This is a genomic window from Gillisella terrae, from assembly GCF_004801395.1.
GTDB lineage: Bacteria > Pseudomonadota > Alphaproteobacteria > Rhizobiales > Rhizobiaceae > Allorhizobium > Allorhizobium terrae.
On record NZ_SSOA01000006.1, the window covers coordinates 22,718 to 47,445 of the forward strand.

The 24,728-nt window shown below is 58.2% G+C and carries 8 protein-coding genes; 7 read left to right on the forward strand and 1 reads right to left on the reverse strand.

The window, feature by feature from the left end:
• Positions 1-3 precede the first annotated feature (3 nt).
• From E6C51_RS12620 to scpA, 7 genes are all read left to right on the forward strand, one after another.
• Positions 4-6,222 carry a type I polyketide synthase gene (locus E6C51_RS12620; protein WP_190236214.1) on the forward strand — a complete coding sequence of 2,073 codons (6,219 nt, stop codon included), beginning with the start codon at positions 4-6 and terminating at the stop codon, positions 6,220-6,222.
• 85 nt (positions 6,223-6,307) lie between these two features.
• Complete coding sequence (locus tag E6C51_RS12625) at positions 6,308-15,199, forward strand: type I polyketide synthase (RefSeq protein ID WP_190236215.1); 8,892 nt, start codon at positions 6,308-6,310, stop codon at positions 15,197-15,199.
• 123 nt (positions 15,200-15,322) lie between these two features.
• Complete coding sequence (locus E6C51_RS12630; RefSeq protein ID WP_190236216.1) at positions 15,323-17,716, forward strand: type I polyketide synthase; 2,394 nt, start codon at positions 15,323-15,325, stop codon at positions 17,714-17,716.
• Complete coding sequence (locus E6C51_RS12635; protein ID WP_190236217.1) at positions 17,713-18,453, forward strand: thioesterase II family protein; 741 nt, start codon at positions 17,713-17,715, stop codon at positions 18,451-18,453. Before E6C51_RS12630 ends, E6C51_RS12635 begins: the two co-directional genes overlap by 4 nt.
• Before the next feature lie 57 nt (positions 18,454-18,510).
• Positions 18,511-18,954 carry an SRPBCC domain-containing protein gene (locus E6C51_RS12640; protein WP_146937983.1) on the forward strand — a complete coding sequence of 148 codons (444 nt, stop codon included), beginning with the start codon at positions 18,511-18,513 and terminating at the stop codon, positions 18,952-18,954.
• Between the two features lie 56 nt (positions 18,955-19,010).
• Positions 19,011-20,741, forward strand: a complete 1,731-nt coding sequence (locus E6C51_RS12645; RefSeq protein ID WP_190236218.1) for a diflavin oxidoreductase — start codon at positions 19,011-19,013, stop codon at positions 20,739-20,741.
• A gap of 148 nt (positions 20,742-20,889) precedes the next feature.
• Positions 20,890-23,028: a methylmalonyl-CoA mutase gene (gene scpA / locus E6C51_RS12650; protein WP_190236219.1), complete on the forward strand. Its 2,139-nt coding sequence runs from the start codon at positions 20,890-20,892 to the stop codon at positions 23,026-23,028.
• Between the two features lie 371 nt (positions 23,029-23,399).
• Here scpA and E6C51_RS12655 read toward each other — a convergent pair whose 3' ends face one another.
• Positions 23,400-24,728: a TRAP transporter large permease gene (locus E6C51_RS12655; RefSeq protein ID WP_186827790.1), complete on the reverse strand. Its 1,329-nt coding sequence runs from the start codon at positions 24,726-24,728 to the stop codon at positions 23,400-23,402.

Consider the following 24,728-nt stretch of genomic DNA (forward strand, 5'->3'; position numbering starts at 1 on the left):
ATCATGAAACAGTCTGCTTCCTCTTCAAACAATGCCCGCCAAGTACAACCCCGTCTGGCCGTTGTTGGCATGTCTGGCCGGTTTCCCGGTGCACCCAGCATGGATGACCTCTGGCAGCTGATGCTGCAACGGCGTGATGCGATCCGCCCGGTCCCTGCCGAAAAATGGGACGCAAACCAACAGCTTGATCCGCAAAAAAGCGTGCAGGCCGTGGGTGGTTTTCTCGAAGGCGTCGATCAGTTTGACCCAACCTTTTTTGGTATTTCGCCCAGAGAAGCCGAGGATATGGACCCCCAGCAGCGTTTGATGCTGGAAGCAAGCTGGACGGCCCTTGAAGATGGCGGACAACGACCCGAAGTGCTGGCTGGAAAGCGCATCGGGGTTTATGTCGGCGCGTCCTGGCATGATTATGAAATTCTGCGCAAAGAAAATGGCGCACCAACAACCCAGCACAGCATTGTCGGCAACGCGCTGGATGTGGTTTCTGCGCGTGTCTCCTATTTCTATGGTTTCAAGGGACCGAGCCTCACGGTTGAAACCGGCTGTTCATCGGGCATGGTTGCCCTGCACATCGCCGCGCAGGCGCTTGCCTCCGGCGAAATTGAAGGCGCACTTGTTGGCGGCGTGAATTTGGTGATGGCACCGGATGTCTCCATCGGGCTTACGCATTTTGGTGGTTTATCGGCTGTTGGTCGTTGTCAGGCCTTTTCGGCCAGTGCCGATGGCTTTGTGCGCGGCGAGGGCATTGTTGCCTTTTATCTCAAACGTCTTGACGATGCCGTGGCCGATGGCGACCGCATCCATGCGGTGATTGTGGCGTCTGCCGTCAACAATGATGGTGGCGGCGATAGCTTGGTCACGCCAAGCCCTGCCGGACAGGAAGATCTTCTCTCCACTATTTACAGCAAAGCCGGAATTCCGCTGGAAGATGTTCTGTACATCGAAGCCCACGGAACGGGCACTGCGGTTGGTGATCCGATTGAAGCGGGGGCCATTGGCCGCGTTCTTGGTCGCAAGCGCGCAGAAAAGGGATTGGAGCCGATCATTCTCGGTTCGGTCAAAACCAACATTGGCCATCTTGAAGCGGCGGCTGGCCTTGCGGGCCTGTCCAAGGCCATCATGGCGGTTGAAAAACGTCAGGTGCCTGCAAACCTGCATAGTGACGTGCTCAATCCATCGATTGATTTTGCCGCATTGGGCCTGAAGGTCGCAAAAGAGCCAACACCGCTTCCAGCCGACAAGCCTTTCTATGTTGGCGTCAACTCCTTCGGCTGGGGTGGCACAAACGCCCATATTGTTTTGACTCAAGCCCCTGAGCGCAAGGTCGAGGCCGCGCAAACCACGGATGCGCCTGTGCTTCTTGCCCTGTCTGGCCATAGCGAGGCGGCGCTGAAAGAAAGAGCGCGGCAGTTGATGGATGTGTTGGCAAGTGGTCAGCAAGACCTGCGTGACATTGCTGGCACGCTGGCGTGGCGGCGCGGCCATCTGATGCGGCGCGTGGCCTTGGTGGGCAATGATGCGGCCACATTGGCGGCTGATCTTGAGCAGTGGTTGGCAACCAATGACGAGGCGGAGTTTACCGTGAATGGGACTGCGCGCAAATCTGGAAAGGTTGCCTTCGTGTTTCCCGGCCAGGGGTCGCAATGGGCTGACATGGGTGTTCACCTCTTAAAGGAAAGCCCGGCTTTTGCCTCGACAATGGAGCACTGTGCTGCGGCTTTGAAACCGCTTGTGGATTGGGATCTGATTGAGGTGATCTCCGGTGCGGCCGGAACCGATTGGCTTGATCGTGTCGATATCGTCCAGCCAGTGCTTTGGGCCATGATGGTGTCTTTGGCGGCGCTGTGGCGTGAGGCTGGCATTGTGCCGGATGTGGTGGTTGGTCACAGTCAGGGTGAAGTGGCGGCGGCCACGGTTGCCGGTATCTTGAGTTTCGAAGATGCGGCGCGTGTTGTGTCCAAGCGCTCATCCATCATTCGTGGCAAGGCTGGCCGGGGTCTGATGCTGGCCGTGGACCTTGATCTTGCTGGTGCCAGGGCCGCGCTGGAAGGATTTGAAGATCAGATTTCCATCGCCGTCAGCAATGGGCCGCGCTCCACGGTGTTGTCCGGTGACGCCGAGGCCGTGATGACGCTCAAGGAATTGCTGGATGCGGAAGAGACCTTCAACCGCCTGATCAAGGTCGATTATGCCTCGCATAGTCACCACATGGATGAATTCAAGGAAGAGTTGCACGCAGCCCTCACGGATATCCAGCCTATGGCGGGTGATATTCGGCTGGTTTCGACCGTGGATATCCGGGACATGCAGGGCGCGGAACTCGATGCCACCTATTGGGTGCGCAACCTGCGTGAGCCTGTGATGTTTGCCGACGTGATGACCGGGTTGTTTGCCGAGGGCGTGACCCACGTTATCGAGGTTGCACCGCATAAGGGCCTCGCTCCGGCCATCGAACAATTGGCCGCGGATCAGCCTGATCCGCCCATTGCACTCTCAACCATGCTGCGTGACATGGGTTCCCTCAAGGATGTGGTGCTGTTTCATGCGCGGGCCTATGCCGCCGGGCTTTCGCCCTTCGGCCTGTTGCCAAAAGCCGATGTTGCGCTGCCCGCCTATCCTTGGCAACGCAGCCGTTATTGGATCGGTGCGCCGCGTCGTAAAGGCTCTGGCCGCAGCGGGCTTGAGGTTGAACTCTTGCCATCCTCGAAGGAACCGGATGCTTGGGAAGGCGTGCTGGAGATTGGCGTAGAGGATAATCCATGGCTGGTGGATCACAAGGTCCATGAAGCTGTGGTCTTTCCCGGCGCTGGCATGATGGCGCTGGCGCTGGCGGCTGCACGTGCGCGCACCGGCGTCATGCCTGCCCAATTGAGCGCCGTGAAATTCATGGGTGATCTGACCATTGCCGATGAGCCGGTCCGCGCCAGCCTGACCGTGCAGGACACCATCACCGATGGTGGCACTGTGACCCTGCGGTCCCTGCCAAGGGGAAGCAGTACATGGACCGACAATGCCACAGCCCGCTTTCACAATCGCTTGTCGCCGACCGAGACACGCCCGTTCCCCGAGTATCTGTTAGGCGCAGAAGCCCTCTCCATTGAAGACTTCTACAGCAAGACAGCGGCGCGCGGCATCCATTATGGACCGGCGTTCCAGGGAATACGGCAGCTTTTCCAAAACGAGGCCGACGTGCTTGCCGAGATTGCCTTGCCAAAGGTGGCGCGGGCCAGTGCCCGCCCTCATGGCCTGCATCCGGCGCTTTGGGATGCGGCTTTGCAAAGCGCGCTGGCGCTGTTTCCGGGCGATGCCACGGTGGTGCCGGTTGCGGTTGCCAAAGTGGCCTTCTTCACGGACCCGCAGGAGCCAGTGACCGAGGTTTATGCCCATGCGACCGTCCGAAATACCGATAGCGACACGCAACACTATGACATTTTCCTCTACAATGGCGACAAGAGCATTCTCGCCAGCATGGAAGGCATAGCACTGCATGTGCTTGACCAGCGTCATGACGATGGTGAGGAAGCAGGCCGGAGTTTCAGACTAAGCTTTGTTCCGGCACCGCGTCAGAAGCAGGCCTCTCCTGCCAGCTGGATCATCTATGGTCGTGACGAAGACGGAGCCGATGCGCTTGCCGATGCGCTGACCCATGCAGGCGGCAAGGCCCTGCGCGTGCAATCCGGGCCGCTGCCAGACAAGACCGATGCCGCTGGCGTGGTTTATATGGCACCTTGCGCACGTTCCGGTATTGAGGCCCAGAAGCGCGGATTGTTTGAGCTGTCCCAATTGGTCAAAGCCGCAGGTTCTTTGCCCTCGCTTCCGCAGCTCGCCATTGTCACGGCAAACGCTCGCACTGTCGAAGGGGATAGTCTGGCAGATGCAGGTGCCGGGTTATATTGGGGCTTCCTGCGCGTCTTGCGGCGAGAACATCCCGAATTACAGGGCATTGTCCTTGATATTGATCCCTCGGCACCCTCATGGGCCGATGAGAGCGCGGCAGAACTTCTCTCCCAAACCGGAGAGGATCAGGTTGTGCTGCGTCAGGAAAAGCGCTGGGTAGGACGCCTAAGCCAGACCAAGCCGCAGGAAGAGCCTGCGAGCACGGCATGGAAGACTCCGGCGCAACCTTTCCGTTTGGTGTCGGCACGGCCCGGTTTCTGGGACGGTCTGGAGTACCGACCGCTGGCGCGCACCGCGCCCGGCAAGGGAGAGGTTGAGGTTGCCGTCAAGGCCGCAGCACTCAATTTCATCGATGTGATGAAAGCCATGGGAACCTATCCGGGTCTTGATGAAAAATCCTCTCGGCTTGGCGGTGAATGCGCGGGCGAAGTGGTTGCCCTTGGCGAAGGTGTCACCGAATTTGCGGTGGGGGATCGTGTGGTGGCCTGCACCTTCGGCTCATTCGCGTCCCATGTGACAGTGGATGTGCGCCATGCCCGGCGCATTCCGGCCCATGTGTCGGATGCCGATGCAGCCGCTCTGCCACTGGTGATGGCGACCGCCTGGTATGGACTGATTGACCTTGCCGATCTGGAAGCGGGCGAAACCGTTCTGATCCACTCGGCCACCGGCGGGCTTGGTCTGGCGGCCATTCAGATTGCCCGTATGCGCGGGGCGCAGGTGATTGCCACCGCAGGCAGTGAGGACAAGCGGCAGATTCTGCGGGACATGGGAATTGACCATGTGTTTGACTCCCGCAGCCTTGATTGGGTCGATGCCGTTAAATCCGTCACCGAGGGCAGGGGGGTTGATGTTGTTTTGAACTCCCTGACCGGTGCCGCCATTCCGCTGGGGCTTGAAAGTCTGGCGGAGGACGGTCGCTTTATCGAAGTCGGCAAAAAAGACATTTACGGCGGTCGCTCGATCAACCTTGGGGTCTTCAAGGGTCGCATATCGATCTCAGCCGTCGACCTCGCGGGCCTGATGGAGCGCCGCCCCAAGCGGTTCGCACGCCTGATGCATGATGTCTGGCAGGCCGTGGATGCTGGAAAGCTGAGCGTGCTGCCGGTGATGACTTACAGTTTTGCGGATGCCGCAGAAGCCTTGCGCACCATGGCAAAGGGCAATCACGTTGGCAAATTCGTACTGACCACACCGGAATCGGTTGCCCACGTTGCGCCAGAGCCTTTGCGGGCTGGCCGATACCGCAGCGATGCCACCTATGTGCTGAGTGGCGGTCTCGGCGCGCTGGGCCTGTCTCTGGCAAGCCATCTGGTTGAGCATGGCGCGGGTGCCATCGCCTTGCTCGGGCGCTCTGCTCCCACCATCGATGCTTCTTCGGCCATAGAAGCGCTGCGGGCCAAGGGGGCGGATGTCCGAAGTTTTGCCGTTGATGTGGGCGACGCAGTGGGGCTGGAGAGCGTGCTGCACTCTATCCGCACCGATATGAAGCCAATTCGTGGTGTTGTTCATGCAGCGGGCCTGCTGGATGATGCATTGATTGTCAATCTGACCCCGGAACAGGTGGAGCGGGTTCTGCGCCCTAAAGTGGATGGTGCCATCCACCTTGATCGACTGACGCGCACTGATCCGCTTGATCTGTTTGTACTTTTCTCCTCGGCCGCATCGCTGTTTGGCAATGCCGGTCAGGCGGTCTATGCCTCTGGCAACGCCTTTCTCGATACGCTTGCGGAAGTCCGACGCCTTGAAGGGTTGCCAGCCCTTGCCGTGCAATGGGGGCCATTTGCCGAAATTGGCCTTGCCGCAAAGGATGACATTCGCGGTGCCCGTCTGGAAGAACGCGGGATGGGCAGTTTTACCGCACAAGAAGGCTGGAATGCGCTGACACGCTATCTTCTGGAGGGTGAGGTGCAGGTGGGCTATGTGCCGCTCAATCTGCGTCAGTGGTTTGAAGCCTATCCCGATACGGCGGCCCAGAGCAGTTGGCAGCTTTTGCTGGAGGCTTCCAAGAGCGGAGGTCAGGCAACCACCGGGCAGGACTTCAAACTGCATCTGGAGGCAGCCCCGGAAGGCGAAAGACTGAGCCTTGCGGAAGACAAGGTGCGAGAGCTTGCAGGCCGGGTCCTGCGGCTTGATCCAGCAAGCTTTGATTCCGATGTGCCGTTCAAGTCTCTGGGGCTGGACTCGCTGATGGGACTGGAGTTGCGAAACCGGCTGGAGGCCTCCTTCGGGCTGAAACTCTCACCGACGCTGCTTTGGACCTATGGCAACACCAAGGCGCTTTCGACGGTGCTCTGCCAGCGTGTGTTCGCCGAAGCTGCGTGAGCTTTCAATCTGCAAGATCACAAGCGCACCTGAGCAAAAGGGTCTCGTGATCAGACGTGCTACCTGACCGAAAGGGATAGACGAGATGGAAACCAAAACTCCTGCCACACCGCTGACGCGGGCACTCGATACGATCCGCAAACTCAAGGCGGAACTGGATGCCAAGGGCACGCATCAGCCGCTGGCCGTGATTGGCCTTGGAATGCGCTTTCCCGGCGGCATCAGCGATCTTGAGAGCTATTGGCAGGCTCTGGCAGAAGGCCGGGATCTGGTGGCCCGCATGCCCGAGGCCAGACGCGCCCGCTTTGCCGATGAATGGGAAACACTACCGCACAAAGGCGGTTTTCTGGAGGATGTCACCGGCTTTGACGCTTCGTTCTTTGGCATCAGCCCACGGGAAGCGCGCGCCCTTGACCCCCAGCACCGTCTGTTGATGGAGACCAGCTATGAGGCGCTTGACGATGCGGGCCTGCCAGCCGATCGGCTGAAGGATCTGACCACCGGCGTGTTCATCGGCATCACCGGTCAGGACTATCGGGACTGGCAGGAAGAGGACAAGGACGCCTATTGGGCAACGGGCAATGGCCATTGTTTCGCTGCCGGTCGCATCTCCTACACCCTTGGCCTGACGGGGCCGGCCATGGCGGTGGATACTGCCTGCTCGTCCTCTCTGGTGGCGGTGCATCTGGCGGCGCAGGCGATCCGGCGTGGCGAATGCGATCTGGCCCTGGCTGGCGGTGTCAACCTCATCCTGTCACCAAGGTCAACGCGGCTGGTGCGCGAAACGCGGTCACTGTCACCGGATGGCTTGTGCAAGTCGTTTGACGCGCGCGCCAATGGGTTCACGCGCGGTGAAGGCGGTGGCATGCTGGTGCTGAAGCGGCTGGATCAGGCCATAAACGACGGCGACCGGGTGCTGGCTGTTTTGCACGGCTCGGCCATCAATCAGGATGGCCGCTCAAGCGGCTTTACGGCCCCGAATGTTCTTGCCCAAGCCAATTTGCTGGAAGCGGCCATTGCCGATGCACGGTTGACGGCTGCCGATATTGGCTATCTTGAAACCCACGGCACTGGCACATCCCTTGGTGATCCCATCGAGATGGAGGCCATCATCGCCGCCCTCGCCAGCAAAAACGGTGGTGCGCCCTTGCACATCGGGGCCGTCAAGAGCAATATCGGCCATCTTGAGGCGGCCGCAGGGGTTGCAGGCTTGATCAAGGCCATCGCCTGTCTGCGTCACGGTGCGGTTGCGCCCATCGTGCATTTCGAAACGCTGAACCCTCGCATTGACATATCCGGCACGGGTCTTGATTTCCCCAAAACCGTTACCCCCTGGGGTGCGGCCGGGCGCTATGCGGGTGTCAGTTCGTTCGGCATGAGCGGCACCAATGCCCATATTATTCTTGGTCCTGCTGAGGCGGTGCCGCCTATTGCAACCGCGGTTGCCGGTTTTGAGGTATCTGCCCGGAGCCAGGAACAGCTTCAGACGCTGGCAAAAGCCTATCATGCAAGTCTCGAAGAGCTCAATGACGGCGCTTATCCCGCTTTTGCCTATACGGTGCATTTTGGCAGAGCCCGCCAGCCTGAGCGGGTGTTCATCAAGGCTGAAACCCGCGCCCAGGCGCTGGAGGCTTTATCGCTGCTGGCGGAGGGAAAAAGCAGCACGGCCATTGTGTCCGGTGCTGATCTAGCAGCATGGGATGCAGGAACTCTCCCACGACAGGTTGTCAGTCTGCCAAGCTATCCGTTTGAGCGGCAGAGGTATGAGCCCGAGAGAGCCGCCAAGGCGGATGCAGAGCAACCACTTGCAGTGCCTGCCGTCGCTCAGGAAACACCTGCGGCCAAGGCACCCGCTTTGCACGTTATCGACTGGCAGCCTGCGGATATGAAGGTTTCCAACACAGCGTCCACTGTCGTTCTGGCAGGCGATGATGAGACCGCGCTGGCACCGCTGGCCTTGGCTGCCAATGGGGCTGGCCGACAGGTGGTGCGCCTTGCCAGTGCGTCACTGCCAAAAGACAATCAGGGTTGGGTTGATGCTCTATCGGGTCTTGATGCCCCCGTGCTTTTGCTGGGCCTGAACCCCAGCGCTCTGCCGAGTGCGCTGGATCAAACCGACATTGCCGCCGATGGAGCGGCCCTGTGCGTCCGTGTTGTGGAAGCGCTGCGCGCAGCCGATAAGGCGAATGGAAGGGTGTTTGTGCTGACAAAGGCGCAGCATGTCGTGGCAGACGGTGATCAGGTGATTGCCTCCCATCATGCGCTGCTGCACGGCTTGGCACCTGTGCTGGGTCTGGAATATCCCAAGGCTTGGGGCGGGGTGATTGATCTTGCCTCTGAAACGCTTTCTACGGCTGATGCCACCACCACGCTTTCCATCGCCCTGTCGGACGGATCAGAAGACGTGACGGCTGTTCGTCAAGGCAAAGCCTTTGCGGCGCGTCTGGCTGCTGTTGCTGCCAATTATCGCCCTACTCTGTCGGTGCGTGCGGATGCGACCTATCTTTTGAGCGGTGGACTTGGCGCGATTGGCCGGGAAATGGCGCTGCATCTTGCTGATCTGGGCGCAAAGCAATTGCTGTTTACCGGCCGCACGCCTGAGGCTGGGCTGTCGCCGGAGGCGCGGGCCAGTCTTGTGGCGCTGGCCAGCAAGGGCGTTGATGCGCGCTACATTGCTGTTGATTGTGATCAGGGCGAGGATTTGAAGATTGCGGTTTCCGCTGCCCTCGCATCCGGCTTGCCGCCGCTGGGCGGGATTATCCATGCCGCAGGCAGCCTTGCACCGTGTGCGGTGGAAACTCTTGATCGTGCCGGATTTGAAGCGGCCCTGCGCGGCAAATATTCCGGTGGCTGGTGGCTGCATCTGTTGGCCCGTCAACACAAGCCCGACTTCTTCATCTCCCTCTCGTCGGTGACGGCCATTTGGGGCACGGAGGGCTATGCGGCCTATGGTGCCGCCAATAGCGGGCTGATGGCAACAATTGCCGCCGAGCAAGCCGCTGGCCGCGCCGCAGCCGCCATTGCCTATGGCCCCTGGGCGCTGGATGGCATGGCCGACGCCGCCTCGCGCAGCAATTTTGAACGGTTAGGGGTGTCCGCACTCAGCCCCGCCGCAGGCGTTGCCGCGCTGACGGCCCATGCTCCGAAGGGCGCAAGCGCACTCATTGCCTGTGACGTCAATTGGAAGCGGTTCAGCGACGTGGTTGGTGCCCGTCGCAAGCGCGGCCTTTTCGCCAATCTTGGGGGCGCTGTACAAGACGAACCATTAAAAACCAGCGGTGACACCTCGGTGGCTTCCACCATCCTCGCCTTGCCGCAGCGGGCAAGAGCCGGGGCTATCCGCGAAAAACTGCGCACCATTGTGGCGACGATTTTGGGGTTCACCGATAGCAAGGCGGTGCAAAATGAGGTCGGTCTGTTCGATCTTGGCCTCGATTCAATCATGGCGGTGGATCTGGCAGGTGAAGTGAGCGCCACTTTCGGCGTCGAGGTTTCCGCCGCGGCTATCCTTGACAATGCTTCTGTTACAGCTCTCGCCGCCTTCGTATCTGATCTGCTGATCGGTGCATCGACGAGCACCAGCAGCACAATCTCTGAGCCAATCCAGCCCCCAGCGCTTCCTGAGTTGGTTGCCGTGTCGGACGCCGCACCACTTGCGCCACCACAGCCGAAGATCGAGCACAGTCCTTCCCGGCCGACAGGCGAAGCCTCCTCAGAGCCAATTGCCATCATCGGCATGGCGGGGCGTTTTCCGGGAGCCGATACGCTCGACGAATTCTGGCAAGTTCTGAAGGAAGGGCGCGATACGGTTGGGCGTGTGCCAGCGGAACGTTTCGACATCGCAGCTCTGCATGATGCCGATCCGTTGTCGCGTGGAAAAATTACCACGGATCAGGGTGGCTTCCTCTCGGATCTTTCGCGTTTTGATGCGCAGTTCTTCAATATGCCAGCGCGTGAGGCCGAGAGCCTCGATCCGCAGCAACGCCTCTTGCTGGAGACCGTCTGGCATGCACTGGAACACGCCAATATCAATCCGCGAAGCCTGAAAGGAACGGCAACCGGCGTGTTCCTGGGCGTTTCGAACTCCGATTACGCGCGGCTTCTGGAAGACGGCGGGCTGGATGAGCTGGATGCTTATTTCGGCACAGGCACCGCTCTCAACGCCAATGCAGGCCGGATTTCCTACATCCTTGGTCTCAATGGCCCAGCTCTTGCAGTGGATACGGCCTGCTCGTCGTCGCTGGTGGCTTTGCATCTTGCGGTGCGGTCTCTGCGCAGCGGTGAGAGCAATTGTGTTCTCGCAGGTGGTGTGAATGTCATCACTGCGGCCTCCTGCTCGGTGGCGGTCAGCCGCGCGCACATGCTCTCACCAGAGGGACGTTGCAAGACGTTTTCGGCCGATGCAAACGGCTTTGTGCGGGCTGAAGGTGTCGGCATGTTGGTGCTGAAACGCCTGTCGGATGCCAAGCGCGACGGCGATCAGGTGCTTGCCGTGGTGCGCGGCACGGCTGTGAACCATGATGGTGCCTCGTCTGGTTTGACCGTGCCAAGCGGAAAAGCCCAGCAGGCGGTGATTGCCACGGCGCTGGCGGATGCAGGGCTTGCACCTGCACGGGTCAGTTATCTTGAAGCCCATGGCACAGGAACATCTCTGGGTGATCCGATTGAAGTGGATGCCGCCTATGCGGTTCTGAGCGAAGGCCGGGCGGCAGATCAGCCGCTGCGCCTTGGATCGGTCAAGAGCAATATCGGCCATGGTGAATCGGCATCCGGCATGGCATCGGTGATCAAAACGGTGCTTGCCCTGCGCAACAAGGCCTTGCCAGCCAGCCTGCACAGCGAGGTGCTCAATCCGCATATCCGCTGGTCTGATCGGCATCTCGATGTTGTGCGTGCCTTTACGCCTTGGGACAGCAAGGAAACCCGCGTAGCCGGTGTTTCAGGTTTTGGCTTCAGCGGCACCAATGCCCATGTGCTGCTGGAGGAGTATCGCGATGTTGACGCCCTCCCAAGGCTTGCCGCAAAAGGCCCCTATCTGCTGCCGCTCTCAGCCCCCGATGGGGCGGGCGTGGACCGTCTGACAAAAGTCTGGGCCACGGCTCTCAAGGATGCCAATGATGATACGGCTGCATCGCTGGTGGCCACGGCGGGTTCCGGTCGCGCGCATTTTTCGCAGCGTCGTGCGATCTTTGGCAAAACCCGTGAGGAGCTGATCACCGCTTTGCAACAGCCAAAGGCCGCCGTGCAAGGCAGTGAAGACCCAAAGATTGCCTTTTTGTTTTCCGGTCAGGGTAGTCAGTATTTTGGCATGGGGCGGGAGCTTTATGAAAGCGAACCCGTCTTCCGGGCCGTGATTGATGATTGCGACCGCATCCTTGCGCCGCATTTTTCCGGACGGTCTTTGCGCGAGTTTATCCTGTTTGGGGCCGATAAGGAGGCGATCAACCAGACATGGATCACCCAGCCAGCCATGGTGGCGCTTGAACTGGCTTTGGCCGAACTCTGGACATCCTATGGGGTCAATGCGTCGATTGTGCTCGGCCATAGCGTTGGTGAGATTTCGGCTGCCATTTATGCGGGGGTTATGGACCGCGCATCAGGGCTTGCGCTGATTGCCACCCGTGCCCGCTTGATGCAAAGCGCCGAGAAAGGCGCAATGCTGGCGGTGGCCGCGCCGGTGGACGTTGTTGAGACGTTCATCACCGGCACCACGCTTGATATTGCCGTGATCAACGGGCCTGAGGCAACGGTTGTGGCTGGCCGACAAGACGAGATCGATGCGCTTGCCGAGCGGCTGAAGGCCGAAAAAGTCATCGCCAGACCACTCACGGTCTCCCACGCTTTCCACTCCCGCATGATGGAGCCGATCCTCAACGATCTTGAAGCGCGCATTTCTGGCTTTGTTTATCGTGCGCCAGAGGTGCCAATCATCTCGAATGTCACGGGCAAACTCGCAGGCGCTGGAGATTACACCGCAGCCTATTGGTGCCGCCATGTGCGTCAGGCCGTGCGCTTCCATGATGGTTTGAAGACGCTCGCCGACTTCGGGGTCGATCTCTGCCTGGAAATCGGACCGGACAAGACCCTTGCGCATCTGACAACGGCGGCTGGTCTTGCGCCTGCCCGTGGTGCGACCCACTCCCTGAAACGCGGCGTGAGTGATCGTCAGACGCTGCTTGCCGCCGTAAAGACAGTGTATGAAGCCGGGCAGGAGTTGAATTTCAAAGCGGTCAACGCCTATCTCTATGCGTCCCCGGCCTCCGCACCACTCTATCCGTTTGCAGAGACCCGTTACTGGACAAAAGTTCGGGCAAAATCACAGGCTGTGGCTGTCGGGCCACGCCGCCATTGGGGTCGTGAGGTGCGCTCACCAGCCATTCAGGGCCGCATGTTCAGCTTTGAGCGCGATAGCCATTTCCCGGCTTACCTGACCGATCACCGTCTCTATGGCACGGTTGTCACGCCCGTGGCCTCGCATCTGGGCACAGTGTTTTCAGCCCTCGCATCGGGTGGCAAACAGGTGGTGATTGAAGACATGGTTTGCCCGCGGGCGCTGGTCATTCTGGATGGTGAGCAATATGAGACGCAGATCATTATTGGGAACGGCGCAGGCAAACAGATTTCGGTTGAGAGCCTGATTGATCCGGCCCATGGTGTCTGGCAGGAACATCTGATTGGCCGTCTTGCCGACAGCGCACCGCGTGAGGGCCTGCCTGTGGACCGCGCCGCTTTCATTGCCAAGGCCGAACGCCATATTTCCGGCGATGATTTCTATGCCCACTTCCGGTCTTTGGGCTATACGCTTGGCCCATCGTTTCGCTGGATTGCGGATGTATGGATCAGCGGTGAGGAAGCGGTTGTGCGCTATGCCCAACCGGACTTGCCGGATCAGCGCAACGAATATGAAATCTATCCGGGCCTGATTGATAGTCTGTTTCAGTCCATCGCAGGCTTCATGGTCGATGATGACGGCGAAGAAGCGCCATCACTCGCCATTCCATTTGCAGCACAACGATTGTCCTTTCATCGGGCAGCGCCCGAGGGCAGTGAGCTGTGGGGCTTCGTGCGGGTTGCCAAGGCCGAGCCGCTGCCGAATGGTCGCTTGCGCGTCGAGACGGCTGATCTCCATCTCTTTGATGAGACCGGGCAATCCTACCTCGCGGTGGATGAGTTCCGGGTGCGTCATGCGCCGCGGGAATTGCTGCAACGCAGCCTGAAGCGTGGTGTTGATCATGCCTATCAATTTGTCTGGAAAAAGCACGATCTGATCACCAATGAGCCGAGGTCGCAAGCGGTGCAGCGTCTTGCCGTGCTTGGTACGCTGGATGGTGTTGTCGGCCTTGCCGACACACTTACGGCGAGGGGTGTCGCGCTTGCTGCTGGTTTGGAAACCGCAGAACGGATTGTGGATCTGCGTTTTGCCGCTCTCACCTCGGCCTCGGCTGAGGATGCAGAGCGCGCCGTGGTGATGCTGGCTGACAGCATCAAATCTGCTCCGCGCGACACACCTTATGTTGTCGTCGTTGATGGAGATACAAAAGCATCACCTCTGCGTCAGGCTTTGTGGGGCATGTTGACAGCGCTTGAGGCAGAGGCGGCAGACCGTCGCTTGGTCCGCATCGCGTTTGCGCCGGGAGCAAATGTCGATCAGCTTGTGTCCGTCATTGTTGGAGACATTGTGGAAACCCGCCTGTCTGTTGATGGCGATGGTTTGCAAGTGGCCCGCCTGGCACCCATTGAGGAGCAGGCTCCGGTCTGGCAGTTGAACGGCAGTGTGTTGATTACCGGCGGTCTTGGCGCGCTGGGCCTGAGCGTGGCTGCTATTGCGGCACGCAATGGTGCAAAGGGAATTGTTCTGATGGGACGTTCCCAGCCAGATGAGGTCACGCGCCGGGTGATCAGGGAACTGGAGGCGGATGGAACGCCTGTGGTGACAATTGCAGGCGACATTACCAATCCAGTTGATTGCACCCGCGCCATCGATGCCGCCCGTGTTATCGCGCCGCTGGAAAGTATTTTCCATTTGGCAGGCGTCACCGATGATCAGGCGTTTGAGCGAATTACCCCGCAATCTTTCGCCCATGTCTTCGCAGCAAAGGTCAAGGGTGCCGATGTGCTGCTCAAAGCCGCAGAAGGCGAGGCAGCGGCCAAAATTGTCTTCTTCTCATCGGTTTCCGCAAGTTTGGGCTCGGCAGGACAGGCAAGCTATGCAGCCGCCAACGGCTATCTTGATGGTTTGGCCCAAAGCCTTCGGGCGCGTGGTGTGAATGCCACAAGCATTGCCTGGGGGCCATGGGTTCCGACGGCAAAAGGCGGGCTTGCGGCAGCAGGGGCGGCGGCGAGGGCCGCAGAACGGCTCGGTGTGCACAGTCTGTGTGATGCTGAGGCCGAGCCGCTTCTGGCAATGGCGGCGTCAGGCCAACAAACGCATATCGTTGCGGTATCCGCCAATTTTCAGGCTTTTGCAGCCCATATTGGCGCTCATCCGCGATCGGCCATCGTCGAAATGCTGGCGGGTGGAGCATCGGGGCAGGGTGCGGGCATTGTTGCACCAACAAAGCCAAAAGGCTGGCTGGTACAGGAGCTTTCTGGTCTCGAGGCGGATGAGCGGGCCGAGCGGCTACGGGATGTGTTGATTGAGGTGATTGGTGACGCCATCGGTGATCACGGTGCTGTCACGGATGATGTCGGATTTGCAGATATTGGCCTCGATTCCATCATGGCCATCGACCTGCGGGCGCGCTTGGCTCAGGCACTGGCTGCTGATTTGCCAGCAACAATTGCCATTGATTATCCCAACCTGCCAGCGCTGACCGGCTTCCTGTTGCAATTGCTGCCAAGGGTCGCTGCCAGCGCTTTGGATCGGCCAAAGCCAGTTGCCGCTCCTTTAGAGCGCCCGGTGCCGCAACCAGAACCATCGGAACTGTCGCTTGAAGATCTTTTGCGGGCAGTGAGGGATGATCTGGCAAATTTCTGACATTTGAGCGGGAAAGCTGCCCTGCTTTCCCGCTCAAACACACAAAAAGACATTGTTTCATCACGTCGGCGCCGTGGATTCCCAAGGTCACCGTGCCAGCATCTTTGCAGGAAAGTTATCGCCATGAATGAGCAAGACCTGAGAAAAATCATAGAGGACCAACTTGCCCTGTCCCGTCGTTTGAAAGCAAAAATTGAGGCGATGGAAGCCGAACAGCATGCGCCGATTGCTATTGTTGGCATGGGGTTTCGCTTGCCGGGCGGGATTGACAGCCCGAATGCCTATTGGGACTTTTTGCAAGGCGAGGGCGATGCACTCAGCGATATTCCAGATAATCGGCCCAGCCTGAAGGCGGTATTTGATCCTATCACCGATCAACTGGGAAAATCCTACGTCAATCGCGCCGGGTTTCTGGCCGATGTCGAGCATTTCGATGCCAAATTCTTCGGCATTTCCGCCCGCGAGGCCGAAGCGCTTGATCCACAACAGCGGCTTTTGCTGGAAACCTCCTGGGAGGCCATGGAGCGCGCAGGCATTGCGGTGCGGCGAAATGAGCGGCTGAATGCGGGTGTCTTTGTGGGCATCATGGCTTCGGAATATCCAGAGCGGCGTCTGGGCCTCAAGGATAAAACGACAATTGATCCTTACTTCGGCACGGGGGGCGGTCATTGTTTTGCTGCCGGTCGGATCAGCTATGCCATGGGCTTTTCCGGCCCGGCGATGAGTGTTGATACCGCCTGTTCCTCCTCTTTGGTTGCCTTGCATCTGGCCGCCCGCAGTCTGCGCAATGGTGAATGCCGTTACGCGCTGGTGGGCGGAACCAACCTGATTTTCTCGGCCGATCTGATGGTGTCTCTCTGCCAGAGTAAAGCACTGGCGCCGGATGGCCGCTCCAAGACCTTCACTAGTGAAGCCGATGGCTATGGGCGTGGCGAAGGCATCGGCACGCTCGTGCTGATGCCGCTTGCCGATGCGAAACGCGAGGGAAGACCCATTCTGGCGCTGTTGCGCGGCACGGCTGTCAATCACGATGGAGCCTCCTCCGGGTTGACGGTGCCAAGCGGCCCGGCCCAGCAGGAGGTGATTGCCGCAGCCCTGAAGGATGCAAGATGTGATCCAGCCGATATTGCCTATGTCGAGGCGCATGGCACCGGAACATCACTGGGTGATCCCATCGAAATTCAGGCGCTCGATGCCACTCTTGGCTCCGCCATAGAGGCGCGCGCGGTGCCGCTTCGGATCGGCAATGTCAAATCGCGCATTGGTCATCTTGAGGCGGCCTCCGGCATTGCCGGGGTTGTGAAGGTGGTTCTGTCTCTGCGCAATGGGGTGATTCCGCCATCCTTAAGCCGCCGCGATGCGGGCCTAAGCCCGATGATTGATTGGAAAAACATGAATGTCGAGGTGCCAAGGCAGGCAACATCCTGGCCACAAGCCTATCAACGCAGGCTGGCTGGCGTCAGTTCATTTGGCTTGAGCGGCACCAACGCCCACGCCATCTTTGAAGCGTGGCAGGCCGTTGATACCTCTGAAGAGCCTGCACCTGCAGAGGAACTGGTGCTTGTTTCTGCACGCGACGCAGCAGCATTGCGGGATCTTGCGCTTGGCTACGCTGCCGAACTGAAAGGAAAAGCCACAGCCGCAGTTGCAAGCCTCGCCCATACAAGCCGTGTGGGGCGCAGCATCTTCCCGTTTCGCCTTGCTGTCACCGGCGAGAGCGGTTCGGCGCTGGCTGCCGCTTTGGAGCAGGCGGCGAAATCCGCAGCAAGGCTTGAGGCCGTCAAGCCGGTCAAGCCGATCTATCGCCCCGCCACCGCGCAGGCAGCTTTGCTGCTGCTGAGCCATCTTGATGCTGAATTTCCACATATTGCCACGATGGTGCCGGAGTTGACCGCTGAGGAACGGCTTGATGCCGTGTTGAAAGCACTCGGTATCCGGTCTCAAAAAGACGGATTGGCCACGGATCATCCGGCGCTGGTGATGGCGGGTCAGGTTCTGCCGCTGCTTGGCAAAACCAGTGCGGAGAGCAGGAGCCTCTTCTTGAAAGCGCTGGCGACACTGTTCAGCCATGGGCTGGACTTAAGGCTGGACGCATTGAAGGCTGCGGGGTGCACCATTTCACCAGACCTGCCGGTCTACGCCTTCCAACGGCAGCGGTTCTGGATTGAAGAGCCGCGCCATCAAATGGATTCTTTGCCGCTACAAAATGTAGAGGCGGCGGTTCTGATCGATGATGCTGTTTCGCCAGAACGGCTCGAGCTGTTGCAGTTTGTGGAGCGGGAGTTGCAAGAATTGCTCCGCACCGACGATGCCCTGGACGCCAGCATGACCTTTCTTGAGGTGGGCGGGGATTCGTTCATTGCCATGCTGCTGAAGAAAACCGTTGAGCAGCGCTATGACATCGATCTTCCCTTGGATGCGCTGGCAACCGATGTGCCGCTTGAGATCGTCTATGGGCGCATTGCCGATCACATTCTCAGTTCCGCTGGCAATAGAGTGGGCGTGGCCGCCGAATGAGTGTGTTTGTTCGTCCCCGCCAACTTGCAGAACCTGACGTCCGGCTGGTTGTTTTTCATCATGCAGCCGGATCGTCGAGCACATATTTTGGTCTTGGCCGTCATATGCCGCCGGGATGTGAGCTTTTGCTGCTCGATTTGCCGGGCCGTGGCAAGCGCCATCGTGACCCGCCGTACAACAGTATGCAGGACATCGTGGCATCTGCGGTTCGTGATATCGAACCCTTTCTGGATCGGCCCTTGGCGCTCTTTGGCCACAGCCTGGGTGCCGTCATCGCGTTTGAGACGGCCCATGTGCTTCAGGCGCGCGGGTGCGCACCCTTTTGGCTCGGCGTTTCCGCACGGCAAGGACCGGGACTGGTCACGCCGCAACGCAAGCTTCAGGAAATGTCAGATCAAGCCTTGCTGGATGAATTGGCGGGACTTGGCGGCATGCCTGCACGTTTTCTGGACGCGCCAGATTTTCTGGAAATCGTGCTGCGCAATGCCCGAGCTGATTTCACCGCGATTGATACCTATTGCGCACGGCCAGAACGTCCACGGCTTGACGTGGCATTGACCGGCTATGCCGGACGTCAAGACCCTTGGGCACCGCCCGCGATGATGGAATGCTGGGCTGATGAGACACTTTGCGACTTTACATTGCAGCAGTTTGAGGGTGGTCACTTCTATTTTCTGGGCCCGACATTGGCAATGCTGGCACGTGATATCGGCCATCAGATCGAAACGAGAGCATGAATGCCCGCAGTTCTGCTGCGTGCATCGAATTGGACGGTTTGATTTTTGGAGCAGATTATGGCCCGTACCCTTGAAATGGCGATTGAAATCAATGCACCGGCGCAGGATGTCTGGCGTGTGCTCACCGATTTTCCATCCTTTGCAGATTGGAGCCGCTTTATTCTCTCCGCCGAAGGCAAGCCTGCACAGGGCGAACGTTTGATGCTGAAAATGAACGACGGCGGCGGCATCATGACGTTTACGCCGCAGGTGGTGGTCTGCACGCCAGCGCGCGAATTTGGTTGGCGCGGTGTGGTCGGGGCCGGCTTTATCTTTGCCGGTGAGCATCGGTTTATTCTTCAGGAGCGTGCGCAGGGTATCACGCATCTCATTCAGCGCGAGACATTTTCCGGCCTGTTGGTGCCGCTGCTTTGGAAGAAACTCAACACGCGCACGCGGGCCGCATTCGCAGACTTCAATATGGCCTTAAAGACCAGAGTTGAAGCGGGGAAGTGCTCTTAAGCGACCGCGTCAAAGCATTCAGCCACGTTTCGCACCGATTGATCCTTGAGAGTGCCATGGGAAAATTGAAGGTTGCTATTTCTGAAGACATCAAGAGCAAACGCGCAAATCCCGGATTCGCGGTGAAGACTGCTAAACGGTTGTGGCAGCTGGTGCGGCCCTCGTCTGGCAGGCCCGAGGCGGTTTCAAAGCCGACGGTTGGCTTTCTGTATGGGAGTCAGACTGGAAATGCTGAAAACCTTGCACGGGACGCCGCGGCCCTCGCCGAAAGCTTTGGGATCAAGGTCTTGTTGGCAGCCATGGACGAGATTGATGTTGAGGATTTGCTCGGTCTCTCGGAGGTGGTTTTCTTCCTCTCCACCTATGGGGAAGGCGACATGCCGGATAATGCCCAGCTCTTCTGGGAGGCCCTTTCGGGAGCCGAAGCACCGAGGTTTGACGGACTTCACTTTGGCGTCCTTGCGCTTGGCAACACGAGTTATCGCGATTTTTGCCGTGCTGGCAAGCAGCTGGATGCGCGGCTTGAAGCCCTTGGTGCGACACGCCTGCTCGCAAGACTGGATTGCGACGTTGATTTTGAAGAACCCGCAGCCGGATGGACCCGTCAGGTTCTTGCGATGATTGCCGGTGAAAATTCTGTTGTGGTTCATCCCGGCGAAGCCGCATTCATCGGGCATGCCAGCACCCGGCATCAATTTTTCAATGCCCGGCTTGTGGAGCGCTACCGTCTATCTGGCCCGCATTCGGAAAAAGACATTCATCATCTTGAGTTTGATCTCAAAGAGAGCGGTATGACCTATGCCGCAGGCGATGCGGTTGGCGTAAAGCCTGTCAATGATCCAGACTTGGTTGATACCATCATCACATGGCTTGGCGTAAAGCCGGATAGGCTCATCAATGGAAAGCCGTTGGAGTTTGTTCTGGCGCGTGAACGTGAGCTTCGAAATCCTACTGCCGAGCTGGTTCAAGCGGTTGCAGAGCGAGCACGCGATGACGATTTACGAAGGGTGTGGCAGAGCGGCGATGCGCAGGCGCTCGGTGATTTTCTCCATGGTTTTGATGTTGTTGATGTTTTGTCATACGCGCCTTCCGCCAGTCTGTCAGTTGATGATCTGTTGCCGCTGCTGAAACCTTTGACCCATCGCTGCTATTCAATTGCCTCAAGCCCTCTGGTGGTGCCACAAAAGGTCCATCTGACGATTGGCAGCCTGCGATATATGCGGGGCAATCGCAAATATCATGGAACCTGTTCGTCCTTCCTGACCAACCGCCTTGTCGATGGCACAGTGGCCGATATGTTTGTGCTGCCAAACAACCATTTCCGCTTGCCGTCCGATCCGTCAACACCGATCATTATGGTGGGTCCGGGAACCGGGATTGCGCCGTTTCGTGCTTTTTTACAAGAGCGGCGGGCCATTGGGGCAAAAGGTCGAAACTGGCTGTTTTTTGGAGACCGGAACTACCATGGTGATTTCATTTACCGCGACGAAGTCCTCGGCCACGTGCGGGATGGCATTCTGACACGGCTTGACCTGGCTTTCTCACGTGATCAATCAGAGAAAATCTACGTTCAAACCCGGATGCAGGACAAGGGTGCCGATCTCTACGACTGGTTGGAGCAAGGGGCCTCTTTCTACGTCTGTGGAGATGCCAGCCGCATGGCACGCGACGTGGAAAAAACGCTGATCGAGATCGTTGCCCGGCATGGTGGCATGTCGGCCCCCATGGCGCAGGATTATGTGGCAAGGATGAAACGAGAGAAGCGCTATTTGCGCGATGTCTATTGAGGATGGGGCAGACCCGAAATTTGCTGTGGGGCAGGTACGAAACCTTCGTTTTTCATTATTTACAATTCAACCATTTGGGGTGTCCAAGCATGGCTAACCACTTCCCAATCAAGTCAGAGAGACATTTCTCGCAGAGGGAGGTCCGACCATGACCAAGAAAACCATTGAAGATTGGCAGGCTCTGGCCGAGAAAGAGCTGAAAGCGTCGCCGGAAACGCTGACATGGCTGACGCCGGAAGGCATTGCCGTCAAGCCGCTGTATACGGCGGATGACTTGGCAGACGTGGGGCATCTGGAAAGCCTCCCCGGTTTTGCACCCTTCACCCGTGGCCCCCGCGCCACCATGTATGCCGGGCGGCCATGGACCATCCGCCAATATGCAGGGTTCTCCACCGCTGAAGCTTCTAACGCCTTTTACAAACGCAATCTGGCCGCTGGCCAAAAAGGCCTGTCGGTGGCTTTCGATCTTGCCACCCATCGCGGTTACGATAGCGACCATCCGCGTGTTGAGGGCGATGTGGGCAAGGCGGGTGTGGCGATTGATAGTGTGGAGGATATGAAAATCCTCTTTGATGCCATTCCGCTCGATCAGATGTCGGTATCCATGACCATGAACGGCGCGGTGATCCCGATTCTGGCCAATTTCATTGTCGCCGGTGAAGAGCAGGGCGTGTCGCGCGATAAACTGTCTGGCACCATCCAGAACGATATTCTCAAAGAGTTCATGGTGCGCAACACCTATATCTACCCGCCAGAACCTTCGATGCGGATTGTTGCGGACATTATCGAATATACCGCCAAGGAAATGCCGAAGTTCAATTCGATTTCCATATCCGGCTATCATATGCAGGAGGCGGGTGCCACACTGGTGCAGGAACTGGCATTCACCTTGGCCGATGGGCGCGAATATGTCCGCGCCGCCCTTGCCAAGGGGCTGGATGTTGATGAATTTGCAGGCAGATTGTCGTTCTTCTTTGCCATTGGCATGAATTTCTTCATGGAAGCCGCGAAATTGCGGGCGGCGCGGCTGTTGTGGACGCGGATCATGCAGGAGTTTTCGCCGAAAAAGCCATCGAGCCTGATGCTGCGCACCCACTGTCAGACCTCTGGCGTGTCGCTTGCCGAGCAAGACCCCTATAACAACATCATCCGCACCGCTTTTGAAGCGATGTCGGCTGTGCTGGGCGGCACGCAATCGCTGCACACCAATTCCTTTGATGAGGCGATAGCGCTGCCCACCGAGTTTTCCGCCCGCATTGCTCGTAACACGCAGCTGATCTTGCAGCATGAAACCGGCGTGACCAAGGTAGTCGATCCCTTGGCAGGCTCTTATTATGTCGAAAGCCTGACAAAGGAATTGGCAGATGCCGCCTGGGCGCTGATTGAAGAGGTGGAAAGCCTCGGCGGCATGACCAAAGCGGTGGATGAAGGTCTGCCGAAACGCCTGATCGAGGAAGCCGCCACCCGTCGCCAAGCGGCTGTGGATCGCGGCGAAGAGGTGATCGTTGGCGTCAACAAATACCGGCTGGAAACCGAAGACGAGATCGATATTCTCGATATTGATAACACTGCGGTGCGTCTCAGCCAGATCAAGCGGTTGGAAGAGACCAAACGCCGCCGGGATGCCAAGGCTGTTGAGACCACACTGGCGGAACTCACCCGTGTTGCCCAAACGGGAGAGGGTAATCTGCTGGCGGCTGCTGTCGAGGCTGCCCGCGCCCGTGCAACGGTCGGCGAAATATCAGATGCCATGCGGGCTGTGTTTGGCGACCATTCGGCGGAGCCAAAGGTGGTATCGAAAGTTTATGGCGACAGCTATCACGATGATCCCGAATATCAGATGATTGTCAGCCGGCTCTCCGAGTTCAAAACCGCGCTTGGCGCGAAGCCGAAAATCATGGTGGCCAAGCTGGGGCAGGACGGTCACGATCGTGGTGCCAAGGTGATTTCGTCAGCCTTTGGTGATCTTGGGTTTGAAGTGCTGGCTGGGCCACTGTTTCAGACGCCGGAAGAAGCGGCTGATCTGGCGATTTCGCAAAAGGTGCATGTGGTTGGCATGTCGTCGCTGGCGGCAGGCCATAAAACGCTGGCTCCGCAATTGGTGGAAGCGCTGAAAGCCAAGGGTGCCGACAACATTATCGTTGTGGTCGGCGGGGTTATTCCAAGGCAGGATTATCAATACCTGCTCGACCACGGCGTCGCCGCCGTCTTTGGCCCCGGCACCAATGTGTTAGAGGCCGCCCGCGCTGTGATGGATTTGATGCAAGGCCGCTTGCGCAATGGGTGAGCAACGATCAGGAGCGTGTCAGAAATTTTGACGCTTAACGTTATACTTGGCGTGCCGAGACGAAAGTGTCTGATATGTGAGAATGCCAAAAAGCTTTTCTGAGGAAGGCTCAATAGAGGGCTTGGCGTGTTTGATAGTTGATTAAAGCCTGTCGCAGTAAATAGGACGGACTGCGCCAGGCCTTACAGCACCATGCGCCCTATATGGCGCACAAAGGATGCTGTAAGCCTGTGAATATACTGCATAATTTCACCTGAAATCGATTCCGATTTAAGGAATTATGCAGTAATTTCTTGTGTCGCATTGACGTTATCGTTTTATTGCGGACCATAAAACGCGACATACTTTAACAGACCCTGTGGATTGCAAAATTACCGCCCGGTGATGCCTGGGAAAGCGATGAGTAATCCAACCGCCAGCATTTGCAGCAGAATGAACGGAACCAGGGCGCGGAAGATGATGCCAAGGGTTATATCGGGTGGAGCCACGGATTTCAGGTAAAAGGCGGCCGGTCCAAAGGGCGGTGAGAGAAACGAGATCTGCATGTTCATGCAAAAGAGCACGCCGAACCAGACCGGGTCCATTCCGAGAGATTTAATCACCGGCACAAAAATCGGCATGGTCAGCAGCGCAATCCCGACCCAGTCCAAAAATGCTCCAAGCACAAACAGAATAAGCATCATCACCAGAACAATCACGGTGGGATTGTCTGACAGGCCTGAGATAAGTTGCGAGACGAATTTCACCCCACCCATCAGATTGTAGACGCCAACAATTGCTGTTGCGCCAATGCCGATCCACACAATCATGCCCACGGTGGCAAGGGTTTGCAAGGCGGCCCCTCTGAGCAGGCTGTAAGAGAATTCGCCACGCAAAATGGTGGACAGGAGAACGCCCGCAACCCCAATGGCCGAGGCTTCGGTCACCGAGGCAATGCCACCGTAGATACAGCCAAGCACCAGCGCCACTACAAGAATTGGCAGAGCCAATCCCTTCAGGAGACGGATTTTTTCCGACCTTGGGATGGGCGTTGAATCGGGTTTGGGCACAACATGCGGGGTCAGATAGGCTCTGGCCAGAATATAGATCACGTAGAACATGGCCAGCATGAAGCCGGGGAGAAAGGACGCGGTGAAGAGATCACCAATCGAAACATTGGCGGTCAGCCCGTAGATGATCAGCACGATAGAGGGTGGGATCATTGTGCCAAGCGAGCCACCGGCGCAGACAACACCAATCGCGAGGTTTTTGTCATAGCCCTGCCGCAGCATCTGGGGCAACGCGATGAGGCCAAGAAGCACAATCTCTCCGCCAATAATCCCGCTCATGGCGGCCAGAATGACCGAGACAAACACCGTTTGTACCGCGACGCCGCCACGGATACGGCCCGCAAACAGCTTCATGGCGTCAAACAAATCCCGTGCAATGCCGGAGCGATCCAATATGGCCGCCATCAAAACAAACATCGGCACAGAGACGAATACGAAGTTCATCACAAACGAATAGACCCGGCTGGTGATCAGCGGGATCGACATGGGGCCAAACCAGGCCAGCGCAAAAACAAGCGCAACAAGCAATGTCACAAAAGCAAGGGGCATGCCGGTCAGCAACAAACTGACCATCATGAGGAACATGATGATCGTTCCCCAGCCAATACCAAGGCTGCTGATGTTAAAGCTGAAATCCAGAAATTCGGTCAT

Coding starts and splice junctions, on each gene's coding strand:
- E6C51_RS12635 (WP_190236217.1), top strand. CDS start 17,713: ATGAGTGTGTTTGTTCGTCCCCGCCAACTTGCAGAACCTGACGTCCGG.
- E6C51_RS12625 (WP_190236215.1), top strand. CDS start 6,308: ATGGAAACCAAAACTCCTGCCACACCGCTGACGCGGGCACTCGATACG.
- E6C51_RS12620 (WP_190236214.1), top strand. CDS start 4: ATGAAACAGTCTGCTTCCTCTTCAAACAATGCCCGCCAAGTACAACCC.
- scpA (WP_190236219.1), top strand. CDS start 20,890: ATGACCAAGAAAACCATTGAAGATTGGCAGGCTCTGGCCGAGAAAGAG.
- E6C51_RS12640 (WP_146937983.1), top strand. CDS start 18,511: ATGGCCCGTACCCTTGAAATGGCGATTGAAATCAATGCACCGGCGCAG.
- E6C51_RS12630 (WP_190236216.1), top strand. CDS start 15,323: ATGAATGAGCAAGACCTGAGAAAAATCATAGAGGACCAACTTGCCCTG.
- E6C51_RS12645 (WP_190236218.1), top strand. CDS start 19,011: ATGGGAAAATTGAAGGTTGCTATTTCTGAAGACATCAAGAGCAAACGC.
- E6C51_RS12655 (WP_186827790.1), bottom strand. CDS start 24,728: ATGACCGAATTTCTGGATTTCAGCTTTAACATCAGCAGCCTTGGTATT.